This window comes from Hamadaea sp. NPDC050747, assembly GCF_040654195.1.
Classification (GTDB): domain Bacteria; phylum Actinomycetota; class Actinomycetes; order Mycobacteriales; family Micromonosporaceae; genus Hamadaea.
In genome coordinates this window covers 62,560-83,495 of sequence record NZ_JBFAHM010000020.1, presented here as the reverse complement: position 1 = coordinate 83,495, position 20,936 = coordinate 62,560, and the positions used below count along the sequence as shown (strand labels likewise).

The following is a 20,936-nucleotide window of genomic DNA, read 5'->3' as shown; positions in this document are numbered from 1 at the left end:
CCCACCTGCCGGACCAGCCGGTTCTCAGAATCGGGCAAGTTGGTCGGCGACGATCGCTGCGATGCGCTCGCCAGCCCTGCCGTCCCACAAGGGCGGAACGGACCAGCTCTCGGCGCGGCCCCGGCTCAACACGGCGGACGCCACCTGAGGCAGATTCTGGCGGGTGACGAGCTGGTTGGTGCCGTGGGTGATGGTGACCGGCCGTTCGGTGTTGGGCCGGAGCGTAAGGCACGGCACGCCGAGGATGGTGGTCTCCTCCTGAACGCCGCCGGAGTCCGTCACCACGGCCGCTGCTCCCCGGACAAGGCCCATGAACTCGATGTACCCGAGCGGGTCGATGATGCGGAGGGCGGGGTGATCGAAGAGACCCGCTTCCTGAAGCTTGGCGCGTCCGCGGGGATGCAGCGGCAGGACCATCTCGGCCTGGTCCGCTACGGAGTGAATCGCCTTGACGAGTTCGGCGGCGTCGGCGGGGTCGTCGACGTTGCCGGGGCGGTGCAGGGTCGCCACCACGTACCGGTCGGACAAGCCATGGCCGGCCCGCGCCGCCTCGGCGTCGAACCGGTCGAGGTTGGCCAGCAGCGTATCGATCATCGGGTTGCCCACGAGATGGATCTTCGCCGGGTGGACCCCCTCGTTGCCCAGGTGCGCGACGGCGTCGGCGCTGGTGCACAGCAGCAGGTCGGAGAGCCGATCGGTGACGAGGCGGTTGACTTCCTCGGGCATGGTCATGTCGAAACTGCGCAGGCCAGCTTCCACATGCGCAAGCGGGATGCCGAGCTTGGCCGCGACCAGGGCCGCCGCGACGGTGGAGTTCACGTCGCCGTAGACGATCAGGAGCGCCGGTCGTTCCGCCATGACCAGGTCCTCCAGACCCGTCATGATCGCCGCGGTCTGCCGGGCGTGCGTACCTGAGCCGACCCCGAGATCCACATCCGGCCGGGGCAGGCCCAGCTGGCGGAAGAAGACGTCCGACATCTTCTCGTCGTAGTGCTGTCCGGTGTGGACGAGTCGCTGCTCGACGCCGAGTTCTGTCAGCGCGCGGATGACCGGTGCAGCCTTCGGGAAGTTCGGACGTGCTCCGGTGATGTGCTGGACGAGCGCTCCCATGAACTCTTTGCCTTCCCCCGAGTGACGCGTGTTGTGGTGCCGTGCGGCTCCACAGGATGCCAGACCGACCTCGGCCATGTCATGGTGCCCAAGGCCAGAACCCCTCCGACGCCTGGATTCCCCAGTGCTATCGGCACTTCGGACGATGGGTCGAGAGGCGATCGGCCGGGCAGGAACGACGAACGGACTAATTGTGACGGACCTCACGCTCGGCCACTGGCGGCTTGGCCGAACTGTGTTGTCCGGGAGGTGGCGCACGCTGCCGTGGTTCTGGCAACCTCACCGGCGTGGAAAGCGAGAATGGCCCGACGCTGTCTGTCGTCGTGCCGGTTTATGGCGTCGAGTCGTTTCTGGAGGAATGCCTCGAATCCATCCTTTCCTACCCTGGTCCTGGGCTCGAAGTCATTGCGGTCAATGATGCCTCGCCGGACGGGTGCCAGGCGATCCTCAACGAGTACGCCGAGATGGATTCCCGTCTCACCGTGCTGCACCTGCCCACGAACGTCGGCCTGAGCGAGGCGCGCAACGTCGGCCTTTCCAAGGCGAGCGGTGAGTACGTGTGGTTCGTGGACTCCGACGACTGGCTACCCGACGGCAGTGTCGGCGTAGTGATCGACCGGCTCGTCCGGACCCGCCCTGACGTGCTCATAGTCGATCATGCCGAGGTTGTCGACCGGGACACGGTCGCCGCCCCGTCGAGCGACCATCTTCTGCGAGGGCTAACGTCGCCCATCAACCTCCGGGACCGGCGGGAACTGCTCCGGCTCGCGCAGTCGGCCTGCACCAAGATCACCCGTCGTGACTATCTGGATCGCGTCGGCCTGCGCTTCTCGCCCGGCTGGTACGAAGACAGTCTCTACAGTCATCTTCTGCTGATGGGTGCGGAGACCATCGATGGCCTCGATCGAGTCTCCTACTGCTATCGGCAGCGCCCCTCCGGCGGTATCACGACCACGCAGAGCGATCGCCACTTCGAAGTCTTCGCCCAGTACGAACGGCTTTTCGACGGCGTCGCTGCGGCAGGTGGGGCATATGAGGACTTCCGGCCGGAACTGTTCCGTATTATGATCAATCACTACCTGGTCATCCTCGGCAACAAACTTCGGCTGCCGGCACGATCCCGCCGGGCGTTCTTCCGCCGGGTTGCCGCCGACTACGCACGCTGGCTTCCCGAGGACGGCTATCCCCGGCCGGGAGGCGTGAGCGGGTTGCGGCATGCGCTCGTGGGTCGCGACCAGTACTTTCTCTACGCGCTGCTGAGACGGCTGTACGCCGTCACCAGCCGCTGGCGGGCGAGTGCGGCTCGCTCGCGGCAGAGGTCCGCCGACTCGGTGCCGCGCCAGCGGACGAGGGCAGTGCCGGGTGGTCGCGAGCCGGCGGCCGCGGATCGGCAGCCCACGGGGACCACGGGCAGTTCGCAGGCCCAGTAGTATGTCGCAGCACTCAGGCGCTTGGCACTGCGCAGCGATCCGGTGCGGCAGGAGTACAAGCAACGGGGGACGTTGTGAAGGTTCTGATTACTGGTGGTGCCGGGTTCATCGGTAGCACCATCGCGTCGGCGTTGATAGACGCGGGATTGACTCCCGTCGTTCTCGACAACTTGTCGTCCGGTCGTGAGGAGTTCACAGCCGGGCGCATCTTCTATCGTGGTGACATCGGCGACGGCACGCTCGTCGACGAGATTTTCGCCGAGCATCCTGAGATCACGGCTGTCGTGCACTGCGCCGGTCTGATCGTCGTACCGGAATCGGTACGCGAGCCACTGCGGTACTACCGGGAAAACGTGTCGAAGTCGATCGACATGATTGAGCATCTGACGCGCAACGGCTGCCGGCGAATCGTGTTCAGCTCGACCGCGGCGTTGTACAGGGCCACCGCCGACATGACAGTCGATGAGAACTCCCCGACGCAACCGCTCAGCCCGTACGCGCGGACGAAGGCGTTCGTGGAGGACATCCTCGCCGACTGCGCAGCCGCGGGCGAGTTGAAGGCGATTTCCCTCCGCTATTTCAACCCGATCGGCGCCGACCCGCAGATGCGTACGGGGTTGCAGGTGAAGAATCCCAGCCATGCGCTCGGACGGATGATCAAGGCGTACGAGGCGGGCGAGCCGTTCGCCATCACAGGCGTCGGATGGCCAACCCGTGACGGCACTGCCATTCGGGATTATCTACACATCTGGGATCTCGCTGAGGCTCATGTCGCGGCTCTGATGCGCTTCGACGACGTCGTCGCCACGAGCCCGTCCGGCTACGTGGTGATCAACATTGGTGGCGGCAAGGGCACGACCGTCTATGAGCTGCTCAACGACTTCAACGTCGTCATCGACGCCGAGATGCCGTACCAGACCGCAGGGCGGCGGCCGGGTGACATCCTCGGCGCCTATACGCGTACCGAGCGATCGGCGCGGCTGCTGGGATGGGTGCCCAAACTGACCATCGAGGACGGAATCCGTCATGCGCTCGAATGGCGCAGCCGGGACCGGGGAGGGTTGTCGGAGGCGGACACTCAGCCACCGGCGGCGGCCGGCCCTGCGCTTGCCGTCCCGCCGACGACGCCGCTTCCATCGACGACACAGCGTGTTGCGACGACGCCGCTTCCGCCGCCTCCGCAGTTGGCGAGCCCCCTTCCGCCGACCACGCCGTTTCCACCGGCGACATCGTTTCCGCCGGTCGGCGACGGTGGCGCCGACGCCGACCTCGGCGCTCGTACCAGGGCGTGATGAGTAGCGAGCGGCCAGAGCCGTCAATGAGGGGCAAGACCCGTGCGGGAGGCGGCCTGGACGGCGCATCGGATCGCCTCACTGAGCTGGTCGGCGTATCCAGGTGGGACGTGGCTGCGCATGACGGAGATGCGCCAGTAAAGCGGGCCGGCGATGAGGTCGGTCAGCAACTCACGATCCACTGTTCCCGGCAGTTCGCCTCGATCCACCGCGCGGCTGACGAGCAGGTCGCCGACATCGCGTTGCGCAGCCTGGATCGCCGCATGCAGGGTCGTCTCGATCTGCGGATTACGCGCGGCCTCCGCAAGCAGGTCGGGCAGGACATTCTTGGCCATCGGATGCTCGAGCACCGTGGACAGGATGTCTACGACCATCGTGAGGTCGGCTTGGAGACTGCCCTTGTCCGGCAGGGAGATCCGCCGACTCACCATGCCGGACAAAAGTTCCAGGACCATTTCGAGCTTGGAGTTCCACCGCCGGTACACCGCGGACTTGGCCACACCTGCTCGGCGAGCGACGCCCTCGACCGACAGGCGGCCGAAGCCGACCTCGGAAAGCTCTCTGACCACCGCGTCCAGAACGGCGGCGGTGATCTCCGGCCGGCGGACCGCCGCACCGGCGGGCTCTCGGGCGCGATCTGCCATGCAGGGCAATGTAGCGCACGACGCTACGGTTGCGTAGCGACGTTCGTGCCCGCTAGCCTTCCTGGGCGACCTCGTTTCGCAGCTGGTCGTGTGCCCCCTCAGACCGGAGTGACGCCATGTCAGACATAGCTGCTGCCCCTTTGCCGTCGGGACTGCCTCTTCGTGAGCTGGCCCTGCGGCATGGACTTGGGGTGGCGGCCGAGCGGCCGAGTCTGGCGGCCTACCTCACTCAGGTCTGGAAATACCGGCATTTCATCACGACCTACGCAAACGCCAAGGTGGTCGCCTCCTACGGCACGTCCCGTCTCGGCCGGATCTGGCAGGTCCTGACTCCGCTGACCAACGCGGCGGTGTACTTCCTGATCTTCGGTGTCGTCCTCGGCACCCGTCAGGGCATTCCGAACTTCGTGGGCTACCTTTGCGTCGGGCTGTTCGTCTTCAACTACACGCAAGCCGTCGCACAGAACGGCGTTCAGGCGCTCTCGGGGAACCTGGGTCTGATCCGGGCGTTGAAGTTCCCACGGGCGTGCCTCCCGGTCGCCGCGACGGTGACTCAGCTGCAACAGCTTCTGGTCGCGATGGTCGTCCTCCTCGGGATCGTCGTGGTCACCGGCGAGCCGGTCCGTCTGGAATGGCTGCTGATCCTTCCTGGGATCTTCCTGGTCACCGTCTTCAACGGCGGTTTGGCCTTGATCCTGGCCCGGTTGGGCGCGAAGGCGGCAGACATCCGCCAGGTGCTCCCGTTCGTCCTGCGGACGTGGATGTACGGCTCCGGCGTCTTCTACAGCGTCGACGTGTTCGCCGAGCATCTGCCGAAGCCGGTGGCGGCGGTAGTGCAAGCGAACCCGCTCGTCGTCTTCATCGAGATCTTCCGAAGCGCACTGCTCGTCGAGACCCCGTCAATGCTGCCGACTGGTCAGCTTTTCATCATGGCGGGCGGGTGGGCCGTGCTGGTGGGCTTGGCCGGCTTCGTCTTCTTCTGGCAGGGGGAGCAGGGGTACGGCCGTGGTTGATTTCCTGGACGTCGGCGGATTCGTCGACGACACCGTCACGCTTCCCGCGGTCAAGGATCTGCCGCCGGAGTACGCCGCGGCGTGGAACTCGCCCACGATCCGGCTGCCGATCATCTCCGACGAGGTCGAGACCGACGATCGCGTGCCGACGGTCATCGTGGACAACGTGCACGTCGTTTACCGCATCACCACCGGCGCCGCCTGGGACGCCAGCCCGGTCGCAGGCCTCAAGCGCCTCGTGACCCGCACGAAGTCGGCGGCGATGCGGGAAGTCCACGCCGTGAAGGGCGTCAGCTTCGCCGCGTACGAGGGAGAGGCGATCGGTCTCATCGGCAGCAACGGCTCCGGCAAGTCCACGCTGCTGCGAGCGGTCGCAGGCCTGCTGCCGACGGCTCGCGGCCGGGTCTACACCAAGGGCCAGCCGTCGCTGCTAGGTGTCAACGCCGCTCTGCTGAACGACCTGACTGGCGAGCGCAACGTGATCTTGGGTTGTCTCGCCATGGGTATGTCGTTGGCGGACGCGAAGTCGAAGGTCGAAGAGATCATCGAATTCTCAGGCATCAACGAACGTGGCGACTTCGCCTCACTGCCGATGCGCACCTACTCCTCCGGCATGGCGGCTCGGCTGCGCTTTGCCATCGCGGCCGCCCGGAAGCATGACGTCCTGCTCATCGACGAGGCGTTGGCGACCGGCGACGGCACCTTCCGCAAGCGCAGTGAGGACCGGGTCAAGGAACTGCGCGAGGAGGCCGGCACGGTCTTCCTCGTCAGCCACCAGCTGAGCACGATCCGATCGACGTGCGAGCGCACGCTTTGGCTGGAGGGCGGCGTACTCCGCATGGACGGGCCGACCGACGAAGTGGTCAAAGAGTACGAAACGTTCACCAAGGCGAAGTAGCCTCGCCCGGAATCCAGGTGCGCGACCCGCTATTCTTGACCTACAGGCTTCGACCCGGCCATCACCGGTGAGCCTCCGGAAGAACCGCCAGACCGCGATGAACGGGTCAGGCTCAGTAGAACCGGACGGGACGGCCCGTCACAGCCGACAACGAGCGGCCCGCTACTCGCTGACCAGGGTGGAGCGGGCAAGCGAGGTGGTACCGCGGGCTGGGCCCCAACCCAGTTCGTCCTCGCGGACAGGACCGACGGACTGTACGCGAGAGAGGACCACTCGATGACGCCACGAGGGGCATACCCCCTGCACCATCACGAAGGTGTGCCCGCCAGCCCGGATCTTCCGGCGGTCGAGCGGAACGTGCTCGACTACTGGGCGGCCGACGACACCTTCAAGGCCAGTATCGAGGCCCGTCCCCAGGACGACGAATACGTCTTCTACGACGGCCCGCCGTTCGCCAACGGTCTGCCGCACTACGGCCATCTGCTGACCGGTTTCGTGAAGGACGTCGTGCCGCGCTATCAGACGATGCGCGGCAAGCGGGTCGAGCGCCGGTTCGGCTGGGACACCCACGGCATGCCGGCCGAGGTGGAGGCCGAGAAGCAGCTCGGCATCACCACGAAGGCCGAGATCGTGGCACTCGGCGTCGACAAGTTCAACGAGTACTGCCGTGAGTCCGTGCTGCGCTACACCAGCGAGTGGGAGCGGTACGTCACCCGGCAGGCGCGGTGGGTCGACTTCGCCGACGACTACAAGACGCTCGACCTGCCCTACATGGAATCGGTCATGTGGGCGTTCAAGTCGTTGCACGACAAGGGCCTGGTCTACGAGGGCTTCCGCGTGCTGGCGTACTGCTGGCGTTGTGAGACGCCGCTGTCGAACACCGAGACCCGGATGGACGACGTCTACAAGGACCGGCAGGACCCGGCCCTGCACGTGCTCTTCCAGCTCGAAACCGGCGAGAAGATGGCGGTGTGGACCACGACGCCGTGGACCCTGCCGTCCAACCTGGCCCTGGCGGTCGGCCCGGACCTCGAGTACGCCGTCCTCGAAAAGGACGGCGAGAAGGTGATCCTCGGCGCGACCCGGGTCGAGGCGTACGCCAAGGAGCTGGAGGGCTACGAGCGTGTCGGCACGCTCACCGGCGCCGATCTCGCCGGGCGGCGGTACACGCCGTTGTTCGACTTCCTCGTCGACCAGGCCGGCCCGAACGCCTTCCAGGTGCTCGCGGCCGACTTCGTCAGCGACTCCGACGGCACCGGCGTGGTGCACCTGGCGCCCGCGTTCGGTGAGGACGACCAGAACGCCTGCAACGCGGCCGGAGTGCCGACGATCGTCACGGTGGACGCGCACACCCGGTTCACCTCGCTCGTGCCGCCGTTCGAGGGGCAGCAGGTCTTCGAGACGAACAAGCCGGTGATCCGGGAGCTGAAGGAGCGCGGGGTCGTGCTGCGGCACGACACCTACTCGCACTCCTATCCGCACTGCTGGCGGTGTGACACGCCGCTGGTCTACCTCGCCGTGTCCAGCTGGTTCGTGGCGGTCACCCAGTTCAAGGACCGGATGGTCGAACTGAACCAGGAGATCGACTGGACGCCGGGGCACGTCAAAGACGGCTCGTTCGGCAAGTGGCTCGCCAACGCCCGCGACTGGTCGATCTCCCGGAACCGGTTCTGGGGTTCGCCGATCCCGGTGTGGAAGTCGGACGACCCGGCGTACCCGCGGGTCGACGTCTATGGTTCGCTGGAAGAGCTCCAACGCGACTTCCAAACCGAAGTCAAAGACCTGCACCGGCCGTTCATCGACTCGCTGACCCGGCCGAACCCGGACGACCCGACCGGGAAGTCCACCATGCGGCGGGTGCCGGAGGTGCTGGACTGCTGGTTCGAGTCGGGCTCGATGCCGTTCGCCCAGGTCCACTACCCGTTCGAGAACCGCGAGTGGTTCGAGTCGCACTACCCGGGCGACTTCATCGTGGAGTACATCGGGCAGGTCCGCGGCTGGTTCTACACGCTGCACGTCCTGGCGACGGCGTTGTTCGACCGGCCGGCGTTCCGCAGTTGCGTGGTGCACGGCATCCTGCTGGGCGACGACACCCGGAAGATGTCGAAGAGCCTGCGTAACTACCCGGACGTCTACGAGATGTTCGACAAGTACGGCGCGGACGCGATGCGCTGGATGCTGGTCTCCTCCCCGGTGCTGCGGGGCGGGGACATGCCGGTCACCGAGACGGGCATCCGGGACGCGGTTCGCCAGGTGCTCCTGCCGCTGTGGAACGTGTACTACTTCTTCACGCTCTACGCCAACGCGTCGGGGTACCAGGCGAAGCCGAGCACGGCGAGCACGCACGTGCTCGACCGCTACGTGCTGGCCAAGACGCATTCCCTGGTCGCCGAGGTGACCGCGGCGATGGACGCGTACGACCTGTCCGGGGCGAGCAGCGCCGTCCGGTCGTACCTGGACGCGTTGACCAACTGGTACGTCCGGCGTAGCCGGGACCGCTTCTGGGCAGGCGACACGGAGGCGTTCGACACCCTCTACACCGTCCTGGAGACGGTGGCCCGGGTGGTCGCGCCGCTCGCGCCGCTCACGGCCGAGGAGGTCTGGCGCGGGCTCACCGGTGGCCGCTCGGTCCACCTGGCCGACTGGCCGGCGGCCTCCGCGCTGCCCACCGACGACGAGCTGGTCGCCACGATGGACCAGGTCCGCGAGGTCTGTTCCGCCGCGTTGTCCCTCCGCAAGTCGCAAGGCCTGCGGGTACGCCTGCCGCTGGCGAAGCTGACGGTGGCGGCCGAGGGGGCCGACCGGTTGGCGCCGTTCACCGAGTTGGTGGCCGACGAGGTCAACGTGAAGGTCGTGGAGCTGACGGAGGACGTCTCGGCGCACTGTGAGCAGGTGCTCACGGTGGTGCCCCGGGTCCTCGGCCCGCGCGTCGGCGGGGCGGTGCAGTCGGTGATCAAGGCGGTCAAGGCGGGCGACTGGTCGCTCGTCGACGGTGCTCCGGTGGCGGCCGGGGTGACCTTGGCCGAAGGTGAGTACGAGTTGAAGCTGGTCGCGGCGGCCGGAGAGTCGGCGGCCCCCGTGCCGGGCGGCGTTGTGCTGCTCGACACCGAGGTCACGGCGGACCTGGCGGCCGAGGGCCTGGCGCGCGACGTCGTACGCGCCGTGCAGCAGGCCCGGCGGGAAGCCGACCTGCACGTCTCCGATCGGATCACGCTGCGGCTGGCGGGCTCGCCCGCGGTCGAGGCGGCGGTCCGGGCGCACGAGTCCTTCGTGGCCGGCGAGGTGCTGGCCACCACGGTCGAGTACGCGCCGGTAGAAGGCGGTTTCACCGGCGAGGCCGGCGACGGGGAGTCCGTGACCGTCGGAGTGGCCAAGGCTTAGCACGACGGGTAAGGGGAACGGCCTCCCAGTCTCGGGCGAGATGCCCAATGCTGGGAGGTCGTCTCTACGGGCGATGCCGCCGATGCGCCGCTGCCCTGATGATCTACGGTTACAGTCCACCCGACTGCGCGAGAACCGCTCGGGTGCCGCAGACTCGGTGACACGCGGGCCGGGTGGTTCGCCGGAAGGTCACGGCCAGCCGATCGCGCAGGACAGAGGGGAGCCGTTCGTGCCAGGCCCACAGGACCCGCCGCGACAGGCTCCGTCCGCTCCGGTCATCATCCTCATCGACCCGTCGTCGCCGGCGCCCAAGAAACGCACGCTCCTCGACCGACGCCGGTTCGGCCGACGTGCGTTCATCCTCGCCTTTCTGGCCATTACGACGGCGGTTTCGGCGGCGTTCCTGACCTTCGCGCTCGTCTCCCACACTCCGTCCTCGCCGAAGTTGTTCTCCGACGCCTTCGACGATTACCGGGACTTTCCCGCCGGCGAATGGGCGATTCCGCTGGAGGGCGGGACTTGGCGGGTCAAGTCGGGAGCGCTCAAGCAGGAGTCGACCGACGACGACGGTCACGTGGCCGTCAACGGGGAACAGGGCTGGTCCGATTATTCGGTCACGGCCACCGTGACGGCCGAGTCAGGCGCCAATGGCGTGATCGCGCGGTACGCGAGCAGCTACGACTACTACAGTCTGGTGCTCAGCATCGGCAAGGTCGTCCTACAGAAGACGATCTACGGTCGCACCTTCAGTTTGGCCGAGTCGCCCTTCACCGCGAGCAAGACGCAGGCATACAAGCTGACGTTGTCGGCTGTCGGTGCGAGGCTGAGCGGCTCGATCGAGGGCGGGCCACAGTTGTCGGCTCTTGACGGGGCAATCAGTGCGGGCCGGATTGGGCTCTACTCCGGAGGTTCGGCGTCTTTCGACGACGTCGACGTCGTCCGGGCCGACGGTGGCGGGCGCGTCGAGCAGCCGACATCCCCGGCGGCCAGTGCCTCACCGAGCTCGAAGGCGACCAAGGTCCGCCGGACGGTGGAGGTGTCGTCCTCGGACCAGTTGGCGGCGGCACTGGCCACCGTCCAGGCGGGCGACGTTGTCGTGCTGGCCGATGGCGCGTACACGATGACCTCGATGAACCGCGCCCGCGGGACCTCGACCTCGCCCATCCGCGTCATGGCCAAGAACCGTGGCAAGGCGGTCGTCACCGCCGGTCGGCTCGAGATAGTCGATTCCGCTTACGTGACGATCGAGGGTCTCACCTGGACCAACAGCAACTCGCTCCGGATCTTGAGCTCGCACCACGTTCGCCTAACTCGGAATCATTTCGAGCTGACGGAGACCGGACCGCTCAAATGGGTGGTGATCGGAGGCTCGGGCAGTCACCACAACCGGGTCGACCGGAATCTCTTCGAGAACAAGCACGAGCTTGGCAACTTCATAACTATCGATGGTTCGCCGACGCAGCAGTCGCAGGACGATCAGATCGATCACAACTACTTCCGCAACACGACCTACACGACCGAGAATGGCATGGAAGCCATCCGCATCGGCTGGAGTGGTATCTCGCGGTCCAGCGGCCGAACGATCGTCGAGTACAACCTTTTCGAGAACTGCGACGGTGACGCGGAGATCGTCAGCGTCAAGAGCAGCGACAACATCGTCAGGTACAACACGTTCAGGGCTTCGCGTGGGGTACTTTCCCAGCGCCATGGCGATGGCGGCAGCTTTTACGGCAACTTCTTCTTCGGCGACGGAAAGCCGGGCGAAGGCGGCATCCGCGTCTACGGCTCGGATCACAAGATCTTCAACAACTACTTCCAAGGACTGACCGGCAGTGGATTCGAGGCCGCGCTCAAGCTGGACGGCGGCGACATGGACGGAGACGGCCCGCTGGACTCAAAATGGCGGGTCCATCGCGCAGTCGTGGTGAACAACACCTTCGTGGACAACCGCTCGAACATCGAGGTCGGCGCGGACGGCGGCTTGGCACCAGTCGACGTGGCGATCGCCGACAACATCGTCGTCGGTTCGAAGGGTGACCTGTTCGCTGAGTTCGGGCCGAATCCGAGCGTCAAGTACCGCGGAAACATCGCCTGGCCGACCGGCGAGGCGAAAGTGGGACTCGAGCTACCCGAGCGCGAGATCCGAGTTGCCGACCCGCTGCTCAGGGAGTCTGGCGGCATCCTGCGCTTGACGCCGGGCAGTCCGGCGGTCGACGCGGCGAGCAACAGTCACGACTATGCACGGCTGGACATCGACGGCCAGCGGCGGATCGACGTGGTCGATGTCGGCGCCGACGAACTGTCGGACGCCGGGGTGGTCAACCGCCCGCTCAAGGCGGCCGAGGTAGGACCGGACACTCCGTGAGCGAACCCTTCCGTGGGCGTCCGTACCCGATCTTGCGGGGGCCGTCCTGGGCCCATGCGCTCCGGATCGGCGGCAGGCGGTGTGATCTGCGTTCCAGAAACGCGCGGACGCGTTCCGGCGGCGGTTTCGGCTCCAGCTGACTACGGTATGTTCAGCGGCGGTCTCGTGGGGACGAGCGGACGACGCAGGAGGCAAGCGGTGCCCGTGCTTTACACGGTGGGTCAGTGGACGGTCGGTCCACTCCTGAAGCTCGGCTGGGCGCCCGACATCGAGGGGCGGGAGAACATCCCCGAGACCGGCGGCGCGATCTTCGCCGGCAACCACCTCTCGGTGGCCGACGAGTTCATGCTCGGCGCGGTCGTCAGCCCCCGGCGCGTCTCGTTCTGGGCGAAGTCCGACTACTTCACCGGCAAGGGCCCGAGCGGCCTGTTCTTCCGGACCCTGATGAACGGCCTGGGTGCGATCCCGGTCAACCGGGAGGGCGGCCGGGCGGCGCTGAGCGCCTTCGACTCGGCCATCCCGGTCCTGCAGGAGGGCGGCCTGGTCTGCGTCTACCCGGAGGGCACCCGGTCGCCGGACGGCCGGCTCTACCGGGGGCGTACCGGGGTGGCGCGGCTCGCGCTGGCCGCCGGAGTGCCGATCATCCCGGTGGGCTCGCTGGGCACCGACAAGATCCAGCCGACCGGGCAGGTCCTGCCCAAGCTGAAGCGCGGCGAGGTCACGATCAAGTTCGGCACGCCGATCTCCGTCGACAAGTGGCGCGACGCCGAGAACACGTCGTCGGCCGCCCGGGAGATCACCGACACCGTGATGTCCGCCATCCAGGCCCTGACCGGCCAGGAGTACGTCTCGCGGTATGCGCCCAAGCGCGTGGAGAGCTGACCACAGCCTCCGGGTAGTCTCAATTCTTATGGGTTCGAACAGTCTGACCGCGGCACCGACCGTCTGGCCGCAGCTGGAGCAGCTGCTTCCGCTGATCTCCAAGCCGATCCAATACGTCGGCGGGGAACTCGGCGCGACGGTGAAGGAGTGGGACTCCGCCACGGTGCGCTGGGCGCTGTCGTATCCGGACGCGTACGAGGTGGGCCTGCCCAATCAGGGCGTGCAGATCCTCTACGAGGTGCTGAACGAGCAGCCGGACGTCCTGGCCGAGCGCACCTACGCCGTCTGGCCGGATCTGGAGAAGCTGATGCGGGAACGGGGTGTGCCCCAGTTCACCGTCGACGCCCACCGGCCGGTCCGCGAGTTCGACGTCTTCGGCATCTCGTTCGCGACCGAGCTCGGCTACACGAACATGCTCACCATGCTCGACCTCGCCGGGATCCCGCTCGATGCGGCCGACCGGGACGAGTCGCACCCGGTGGTGGTCGCGGGCGGGCACGCCGCGTTCAACCCGGAGCCGATCGCCGACTTCATCGACGCCGCCGTGCTCGGCGACGGTGAAGAGGCCGTTCTCGAGATCACCGAGATCGTCCGCCGGTGGAAGGCCGAAGGCTCCCCGGGCGGCCGCGACGAGCTGCTGCTGCGCCTCGCCCGCACGGAGTCGGTGTACGTGCCCCGCTTCTACGACGTGGACTACCTGCCGGACGGGCGGATCCAGCGGGTCGTGCCGAACCGGGCGGACGTGCCGTTCCGGGTCCACAAGCGGACCACCATGGATCTGGACGCCTGGCCCTACCCGAAGAAGCCGCTGGTGCCGCTGGCCGAGACGGTGCACGAGCGGTTCGCCGTCGAGATCTTCCGCGGCTGTACGCGCGGCTGCCGGTTCTGCCAGGCCGGCATGATCACCCGCCCGGTCCGGGAGCGGTCGATCACCACGGTGGGGCAGATGGTGAAGGAGGGGCTGGAGTTCTCCGGCTTCCACGAGGTGGGCCTGCTGTCGCTGTCCAGCGCCGACCACAGCGAGATCGGCGACATCTGCTCCGGCCTGGCCGACCAGTACCAGGGCACCAACGTCTCGCTGTCGTTGCCGTCGACCCGCGTGGACGCGTTCAACGTGGACCTCGCCAAGGAGCTGTCGCGCAACGGGCGGCGTACCGGTCTGACGTTCGCCCCCGAGGGCGGCTCGGAGCGGATGCGCAAGGTGATCAACAAGATGGTCACCGAGGAGGACCTGATCCGGACGGTCGTCACGGCGTACACCAACGGGTGGCGCCAGGTGAAGCTCTACTTCATGTGCGGGCTGCCCACCGAGACCGACGAGGACGTCCTCCAGATCGCCCGGCTCGCGCACGAGGTGATCAAGGCCGGCCGGGCCGCGACCGGCAGCCGGGACATCCGGTGCACCGTCTCCATCGGCGGATTCGTGCCGAAGCCCCATACGCCGTTCCAGTGGGCGCCGATGGAACGACCGGAGGTCATCGACGACCGGTTGCGCCAGCTCAAGCAGGCGGTCAACGCCGACAAGTCGGTCGGCCGGGCGGTCGGCCTGCGCTACCACGACGGCGAGCCGTCCCTGATCGAAGGCCTCCTCGCCCGGGGCGACCGTCGCGTCGGCTCGGTCATCCGGCGGGTGTGGGAGAAGGGTGGCCGCTTCGACGGCTGGAGCGAGCACTTCGACTACCGCCGCTGGGTGGACTCCGCCGCGGAGGTGCTGCCCGCGTACGGGGTGGACCTGGACTGGTTCACCGTCCGGGAGCGCGACGAGCTGGAGGTCCTGCCCTGGGACCACCTCGACTCCGGGCTGGACAAGGACTGGCTCTGGCAGGACTGGCAGGACTCGCTGCGCGAGTACGAGCAGGACGACTGCCGGTGGACGCCCTGCTTCGACTGCGGCGTGTGCCCGGCGATGGACACCGAGATCCAGATCGGCCCGACCGGCCGTAAGCTTCTGCCGCTGACCCCCGTCGGGGGACTGCGCGACCCGTCGGCTGCCGTACGCTGACAGGCGTTTTCGCGTTCGGCGGGTGCGTACGGTCAGGCAAGGAGACGGGGTAGGGATGCTGGAGACGGAGGCGTCGCCGGGTTCCGGCGTGCGTTCGGCCGAGCCGGGCCGGACTGACGAGCGCTCCCCGGGGCGGCGGTTGCTGATTCCGCTGCTCGTCGCCGGATACCTGGCCAACGTGCTCCTCCGGATCTGGCTGACCCATCGCATCACCCTGCCGATCGCGCACACCGACGAGGACAGCTACCTCAACACCGCACGGGTGTTCGCGGGCGGACCGGGTGGCTTCAGCTCGGAGAACAACCTGCTCCGGCGGGTCGGCTACGCCTGGTTGATCTCTCCGGCGTTCCTCGGCGACCACTCCTTCGGCACGAGCTATCGCCTGGTCCACGTGCTGAACGCGATCTACAACTCGACCATCTTCCCGCTGGCGTACCTGTTCGCCCGGTCGGCCCTGCGGATGCCGTGGCGGCGCTCGTTCGTGCTGGCCTTGGCGGTCGGGGTCATGCCCGCCACAGCCTTCTGGTCCGAGCTGGCGATGACCGACGTCATGCTCGCCCCGCTGACGGTGGCCTGGGTGCTCATGATCGTCCTCTGGCTGCGCCGCCCGGCCAGCCTGTGGTGGTCGGCCGGGGCGGCCGCGGTCGCCGGCGTCTACTACATGATCCACGTTCGCGGTCTGGTCATCCTCGCCGTCCATCTCGGCCTGGTCCTGGTGCTGGCCATCGCCCGCCAGATCAGGTTCCGGTCGCTGGTCGTGGCGGTCGTGACGGCGGTGGCGCTGGTCGCGGTGCATCAGGGACTGGTGATCAGCCTCGGGGACAAGCTGTACCTGGCCGGCGACGCCAACGTCGCCGCCAGCGCTGCCAAGCAGTTCTCGTCCGGGTCGCTCGCGAAGATCATGACCCTCATCATCGGCAGCCAGCTCTGGTACGTCTCGGCCGCCACTTTCGGTCTGGTCGTGCTCGGCTGGCTGTTCGGCCTGCGGATCGTGCGCCGCCGCGAGGAGCCGTCCTCGCTGCGGTGGGCGATGGCCGCTGGGCTGACGGCGACCATCGGCGTGATCGTCGGCTGCGCGCTGCTGCTCGCGACGACGCCGTCGGCGACCAAGGATCTCATCTACGCCCGATACATCGAGGCCTTCGCTCCGCTCTGGACCCTGGTCGGGGTCGCCGGGCTGACCGCCGTACGCCGAGTCACCGCGCGTTGGTGGATGCTGTTCACCGCCGCTGCCGTGCTGCTGAGCGGTCTGCTGGAGCAACTCCGGCTGGACCGGGTCGTGGCCAAGGGCGGCCGGCTGGGACACGGCCTCTTCTCGGCGCCGGAGATGATCGCGGTCGAGCGGTTCGGCCCGGTGGAGCCGCTGTACTTCAGCGCCCTCATGCTGGCGGTGGGAGTCGTCGTCTTCCTGCTGGTCCGGGGCGTACCGGAGCGCTGGTCCAGGCGGGGAGGGCTGTGGATCGCCGGGCTCGTGCTCGTCCTCGTGGCGAACGTCGCCATGCTCGCGGGGTTGCGACCGTCGACCGCCGGCCAGCTCGCCCGGGTGACGCCGACGCCGACGCTGGCGGCGCTCGGTGTTTCCGAAGGCGACCGGATCTACGCCACCCGCAACGCCCCCCGGATTCTGATGCTGAACCTGGCACACGCCGTGACCTGGGACAACGTCCGAATCATCGAAAACGACGTGCCGCCGCCAGCCGACGCCGAGTACGTGATCGCCGTCTGGAACCCCGCGCGTGTCACCTGGAACGGCGAGCAGTACGGCTTCAAGTACGTCGGCGGCAACGTCGGGCAGAACTGGGCGCTCTGGCGGCGCTGATCGCCACCTTCCGTCACGGTCGCGGCAGCTCGTAGATCACGCAGTCGCCACTGCGGTAGCGCAGGGTGGCCACTTGGTCGAGCGGTCGCGGCTTCAGCCGACGGTCGGCGAACAGCCACCGGACCCGGTACGCCGAGACCAGACGGTGCACGTCGGCAGCCGTCCCGGAGGTGAAGACGGCGTCGTTGTCGGCCAGCCGCCGCTGGTCCCAGTAGGGCAGGCGAGTGAAGTTCGCCCCTGATTTCTCGGCGATCTCGTACGCGGTCGGCGTGTACGCCCAGCCTTCGACGAGCACGCGGCGTTCGGCGTACGCCGACACCCAGAAGTTCCGGTAGTCGCAGACCCCTCGGGGCAGCCGTACGCAGTGGACGTTGGTCGCGACGAGATCGTCGGGCGAGGAGTGCCGCCGCAGCCAGCGCCCGGCGTCGAGCGCGCCCGCCGGCACCTGCCCTGGGCGTACCGGATAGTTCTCGGCCTGCCGAAGCGCGGCCCGAGCCGGATCGAGGTAGCGGTGGGGGACCGTGACGAAGGTGAGCGCCATGACCACGGCCAGGCCGACCCCCGCGATGCGCCAGATCCGCGCCGGGCGGGCGAGTAGCCCGGCGACGCCGCAGACGGCGGCGATCGAGAGGTAGGGGCGCGCGGACTGGAGAAAGTACGCCTGGCTGCCGCCCGGTTGGGTGGTGAGCAGCATGGCGCCAATCCCGGCCAGGCCGATGCCGACGCAGAGCACGACCGGCGGATCGGACCGGCGTTCCCGGGCGAACGCCAGCCCGGCGAGCCCGGCCCAGGCCGCGAGCCAGCCGACGGCGATCGCGCCCAGCGTGGCGACCCTGAGCGACCCCGGCGGAACGAGGCGCAGGCCGGTCGTGGAGCCCGCGAAGAGCACGAGGGACGCGGCGACTCCGACGGCGACGGCGATGAGCCCGGCGACCAGCACCGGCCGTGTCACCCGGCGCAGCGTGACCGCCTGGACCGCCGCCACGAGCAGCAATCCGCAGACCAGCAGGGGGACGAAGGTGGCCTTCGACCCCGCGACGGCGACCGTGAGCAGTACCACCAGGATCCAGTCGGCGCGGCGGTGGCGCCCACGCAGGACATCGCTGAGGACGAGCATCAGCCCGGCGAAGATCATCGCTCCGAAGGTCTGCGTCGGGCTGTTCCAGAGGTTGAACAGGATGACCCCGGAACTGTCGCGTTGACCGGGGCGAACGGTGAACAGGGTGACGGCGAGCGCCCCGGTCCCGGCCCACCAGCGCCCGGCGAGCTTCCAGCCGAGGACGGCGACGGCGACGGCGAACATCAGCAGCGCGGGCAGCACCCCCAGCCGGTAGACGAGGGTCTGCGTCTCGACGCCGGTCAGGTTGCCGGCCGACGCCGACGCCGCGTGGAAGAACCAGTGGTAGCGCAGATCCTCGCCGACGGCATAGGGGGTCACCGGGGGCACGTGGTGCTTCAGTTCGCTGGTCAGCGCGATCTGGTAGGGCAGGTCCAGGTATGGGGAGGAGTTCCCGGGATAGCTCAGTCCGATGGTCCGGTAGAAGGTTGCCGCCGACCACAGCAGCAGGAAGATGAGTCCGGCCGCGACCGACCAACTCCAGGCCGGGGGAGCGGTCCGGCCGGAGCCCCGCCAGCACCGGCGAAGCCGCGGAACGATCGCGAATACGACGGGTACGCCGATCGGGGCGGCGGCGAGCCGGGGGAGTCCCACCGCGACTGCGGCGAGCTGCGTACCGATGGCGAGGGCGTATCCGACGGCGAGTCCACCGGCCAGGTCCTCCGCCAGCAGCCCGGCTCGGCCACGAAGGGCGCGCCAGACGAGTATGCCGGGCAGGGCGACCACCACGATCGTGTACGCCCCGAAGAGGGCCGTCGTCCGCAGCGGAACGTCGTAGAGCCGGAGCAGGGCGACGGCGAGAGCGGTCACGACCAGCGCTGGTAGATAGCCCGCGTACGCCGTCAGGCCGGTGGCGCGGGGCCGGATCGGCAAGCCCCCGTCCACGTCGGCGCTCCGCGTATGCACGTCCATTCGTCCGCCGTCCACCGTCCGCCCCAATTGTTCCGATCGTACGGAATATGAGAACGGCTCGGACTATGGTCAGCGGAAAGACGCCGGACCCGTCCGCCGCGCTGACATCGGGCGGAACCCGCATCTATAGTACGGAGCGTGATGAGGCCGGACGCGGTGTCACCACCGAGGCTCTCGGTGGTGATCCCCATGTACAACGAGCAAGAGGTGCTGCCTCTGCTCGTCCAGCGACTCCGGCCCGTCCTGGACGGCTTGGGGCGCACCTACGAGGTCGTCGCCGTCGACGACGGCAGTCGCGACGACACCGCCGCGATCGTCCACCTGATGCGGGCCAAATGGCCGCAGCTGCGACTGATCAAGCTGCGGCGCAACAGCGGACACCAGGCGGCGCTGAGCGCCGGGCTCTTCCGATCGCGCGGCGACTACGTGGTCAGCCTCGACGCCGACCTCCAGGATCCCCCGGAGACGATCGCCGAGATGCTCCGCGCCGCCGAAGAGGGCGAGCTGGACATCGTCTACGGCGTACGCGCCGACCGCAGCACCGACACCTCGTTCAAGCGGATCACCGCCGGGTGGTACTACCGGCTCATGCGCAGCATCGTCGGCAAGAAGATGCCCGACGGCGCCGGCGACTTCCGGCTCCTCAGCCGGGCCATGGTCGAGGCCCTGCGGGGGCTGCCCGAACGGGCGCCGGTCTACCGATTGCTGGTCCCGTGGCTCGGCTTCCCCAGCGGGCAGGTCGCGTACACCCGGGAGAAGCGGGCCGCCGGAGTCAGCAAGTACCCGCTCACGCGGATGATCAAGCTGACCGTCGACAGCATCGTGAGCTTCACCGCCGCACCGCTGCGCATCGCCACCTGGCTCGGCGCGGTCGGCGTACTGCTGGGGCTCGCGCTGGTGGTCAAGACGCTGTGGGCCTACTTCGCCGGGGCGACCGTGCCCGGCTGGACGTCGATGTTCCTGGTCGTCATCTTCTTCGGCGCCTGCCAGTTGCTCTGTCTCGGCCTGCTCGGGGAGTACGTCGGGCGGATCTACGAGGCGAGCCAGGGCCGGCCCGCGTACTACGTCGGGTATGACTCCGACAGCGACGAGGAGCCGGATGGCATGATCGACACCATCCGTGCGGCCGACCCCGGCCGCGTACGCGCGACGGCGGGAGAAGGGCGTGCCTAAGAAGCAGCCAGAAGGCGGGCAGGCCCCGGTCGTCCAGCGGGTCCGCATCCGGTACGCCAAACGCGGCCCGCTGCGGTTCACCAGCCACCGCGATTTCGCGCGTGCCATCGAACGCGCGATCCACCGGGCGAACGTGCCCATCGCGTACTCGCAGGGGTTCACCCCGCATCCCAAGATCTCCTTCGCCTCCGCCGCGCCGACCGGGGTCGCCAGCGAGGCCGAGTACCTCGAACTGGGCCTGCAGGCTCGGGTGGACCCCGAGGAGCTGCGGTCCGCCCTGGACTCCGCCCTCTCGCCGGGGCTGGACGTGCTCGACGTGGTCGAGGCGGCCGCGCTGGGCAGCCTGGCCGACCGGATCGAGGCGTCCCGGTGGCGTGTCGAGTTGCCGGAGGTGCCGACACCGGACCTCGAGCGTGCCGTCGAGGCGTTCCGCGCCGCGCCGGAGGTGCTCGTCGAACGCCTGACCAAACAGGGCCGGCGCAGCCTCGACTGCCGCGCGGCAGTGCTGAACATCACGGTGATCTCGCCACCTGACGGGGTCCCGGACGCCCCGTATGCGATACTCGACCTTGTCGTACGGCAGGTGACACCGACCGTGCGACCCGACGATGTCCTCTCCGGGCTGCGTGTCGTGGCGGATCTGGTTCAGCCGGTCCCGCCGCGGGCCACCCGGCTCGCGCAGGGTTCCCTGAACGCGGCCGGAGAGATCGTGGATCCGCTGGACGCGGATCGCGAGGCGTCGTCGGTCGAGCGCTAGACCCCGGAAAGGTCTCAGCGTCCGACGGCAGACTTAGGAAGGGCGGTTCCTGCCGGGAATCGCCGTCCGAGTGACTATGGAGCAAGTCCTGCGTGGCAGCGTGCGTCGCGCCCGGGGCCTGCCAGAACTGGAGAACATCCG

14 protein-coding genes are annotated in these 20,936 nt (G+C 68.1%); 11 read left to right on the top strand and 3 right to left on the bottom strand.

Annotation, left to right across the window (positions count from 1 at the left end; genetic code table 11):
• Positions 1-24 precede the first annotated feature (24 nt).
• Positions 25-1,110, bottom strand: coding sequence for a UDP-N-acetylglucosamine 2-epimerase (non-hydrolyzing) (gene wecB / locus AB0H43_RS36185; RefSeq protein WP_360007310.1), 1,086 nt, complete (start codon positions 1,108-1,110; stop codon positions 25-27).
• A gap of 224 nt (positions 1,111-1,334) precedes the next feature.
• Between wecB and AB0H43_RS36180 the strand changes: the two genes are divergently transcribed.
• Together AB0H43_RS36180 and galE are read left to right on the top strand one after the other, a co-directional pair.
• The gene (locus tag AB0H43_RS36180; RefSeq protein ID WP_360007307.1) at positions 1,335-2,540 is read left to right on the top strand and encodes a glycosyltransferase family 2 protein; all 1,206 of its coding nucleotides are present in this window, start codon (positions 1,335-1,337) and stop codon (positions 2,538-2,540) included.
• Between the two features lie 74 nt (positions 2,541-2,614).
• Positions 2,615-3,832: a UDP-glucose 4-epimerase GalE gene (gene galE, locus AB0H43_RS36175; RefSeq protein WP_360007304.1), complete on the top strand. Its 1,218-nt coding sequence runs from the start codon at positions 2,615-2,617 to the stop codon at positions 3,830-3,832.
• A 23-nt stretch (positions 3,833-3,855) separates the two neighbouring features.
• Here the strand turns inward: galE and AB0H43_RS36170 are convergent, their stop codons facing one another.
• Complete coding sequence (locus tag AB0H43_RS36170; protein WP_360007302.1) at positions 3,856-4,476, bottom strand: TetR/AcrR family transcriptional regulator; 621 nt, start codon at positions 4,474-4,476, stop codon at positions 3,856-3,858.
• Positions 4,477-4,592: 116 nt separating this feature from the next.
• Between AB0H43_RS36170 and AB0H43_RS36165 the strand changes: the two genes are divergently transcribed.
• From AB0H43_RS36165 to AB0H43_RS36135, 7 genes are all read left to right on the top strand, one after another.
• Positions 4,593-5,489, top strand: a complete 897-nt coding sequence (locus tag AB0H43_RS36165; protein WP_360007299.1) for an ABC transporter permease — start codon at positions 4,593-4,595, stop codon at positions 5,487-5,489.
• A gap of 97 nt (positions 5,490-5,586) precedes the next feature.
• Positions 5,587-6,387, top strand: coding sequence for an ABC transporter ATP-binding protein (locus AB0H43_RS36160; protein WP_360007335.1), 801 nt, complete (start codon positions 5,587-5,589; stop codon positions 6,385-6,387).
• A 276-nt stretch (positions 6,388-6,663) separates the two neighbouring features.
• On the top strand, positions 6,664-9,768 hold the full coding sequence (gene ileS, locus AB0H43_RS36155) for an isoleucine--tRNA ligase (RefSeq protein ID WP_360007297.1): 3,105 nt from the start codon (positions 6,664-6,666) through the stop codon (positions 9,766-9,768).
• A gap of 73 nt (positions 9,769-9,841) precedes the next feature.
• Positions 9,842-12,133, top strand: a complete 2,292-nt coding sequence (locus tag AB0H43_RS36150; protein ID WP_360007294.1) for a polysaccharide lyase 6 family protein — start codon at positions 9,842-9,844, stop codon at positions 12,131-12,133.
• A 198-nt stretch (positions 12,134-12,331) separates the two neighbouring features.
• Positions 12,332-13,015, top strand: coding sequence for a lysophospholipid acyltransferase family protein (locus AB0H43_RS36145; RefSeq protein WP_360007292.1), 684 nt, complete (start codon positions 12,332-12,334; stop codon positions 13,013-13,015).
• Positions 13,016-13,043: 28 nt separating this feature from the next.
• Positions 13,044-15,017: a TIGR03960 family B12-binding radical SAM protein gene (locus AB0H43_RS36140; protein ID WP_360007290.1), complete on the top strand. Its 1,974-nt coding sequence runs from the start codon at positions 13,044-13,046 to the stop codon at positions 15,015-15,017.
• A gap of 55 nt (positions 15,018-15,072) precedes the next feature.
• Positions 15,073-16,836, top strand: coding sequence for a hypothetical protein (locus AB0H43_RS36135; RefSeq protein ID WP_360007287.1), 1,764 nt, complete (start codon positions 15,073-15,075; stop codon positions 16,834-16,836).
• Positions 16,837-16,849: 13 nt separating this feature from the next.
• On the opposite strand, the gene AB0H43_RS36130 is transcribed toward AB0H43_RS36135, so the two are convergent.
• Positions 16,850-18,892 carry a hypothetical protein gene (locus AB0H43_RS36130; protein ID WP_360007285.1) on the bottom strand — a complete coding sequence of 681 codons (2,043 nt, stop codon included), beginning with the start codon at positions 18,890-18,892 and terminating at the stop codon, positions 16,850-16,852.
• A 114-nt stretch (positions 18,893-19,006) separates the two neighbouring features.
• On the opposite strand from AB0H43_RS36130, the gene AB0H43_RS36125 reads away from it, so the two are divergent.
• Positions 19,007-20,038 carry a glycosyltransferase family 2 protein gene (locus tag AB0H43_RS36125; RefSeq protein ID WP_360007332.1) on the top strand — a complete coding sequence of 344 codons (1,032 nt, stop codon included), beginning with the start codon at positions 19,007-19,009 and terminating at the stop codon, positions 20,036-20,038.
• A 46-nt stretch (positions 20,039-20,084) separates the two neighbouring features.
• Entirely contained in the window at positions 20,085-20,795 is a 711-nt protein-coding gene (locus AB0H43_RS36120) for a TIGR03936 family radical SAM-associated protein (protein ID WP_360007329.1), read from the top strand.
• The last annotated feature ends 141 nt before the right edge of the window (positions 20,796-20,936 follow it).

Bases quoted from the DNA above. Each gene is read 5' to 3' on its own strand.
- AB0H43_RS36170 (WP_360007302.1), bottom strand. From the start codon at position 4,476: ATGGCAGATCGCGCCCGAGAGCCCGCCGGTGCGGCGGTCCGCCGGCCG.
- AB0H43_RS36140 (WP_360007290.1), top strand. From the start codon at position 13,044: ATGGGTTCGAACAGTCTGACCGCGGCACCGACCGTCTGGCCGCAGCTG.
- AB0H43_RS36135 (WP_360007287.1), top strand. From the start codon at position 15,073: ATGCTGGAGACGGAGGCGTCGCCGGGTTCCGGCGTGCGTTCGGCCGAG.
- AB0H43_RS36165 (WP_360007299.1), top strand. From the start codon at position 4,593: ATGTCAGACATAGCTGCTGCCCCTTTGCCGTCGGGACTGCCTCTTCGT.
- wecB (WP_360007310.1), bottom strand. From the start codon at position 1,110: ATGGGAGCGCTCGTCCAGCACATCACCGGAGCACGTCCGAACTTCCCG.
- AB0H43_RS36150 (WP_360007294.1), top strand. From the start codon at position 9,842: ATGCCGCCGATGCGCCGCTGCCCTGATGATCTACGGTTACAGTCCACC.
- AB0H43_RS36125 (WP_360007332.1), top strand. From the start codon at position 19,007: ATGAGGCCGGACGCGGTGTCACCACCGAGGCTCTCGGTGGTGATCCCC.
- ileS (WP_360007297.1), top strand. From the start codon at position 6,664: ATGACGCCACGAGGGGCATACCCCCTGCACCATCACGAAGGTGTGCCC.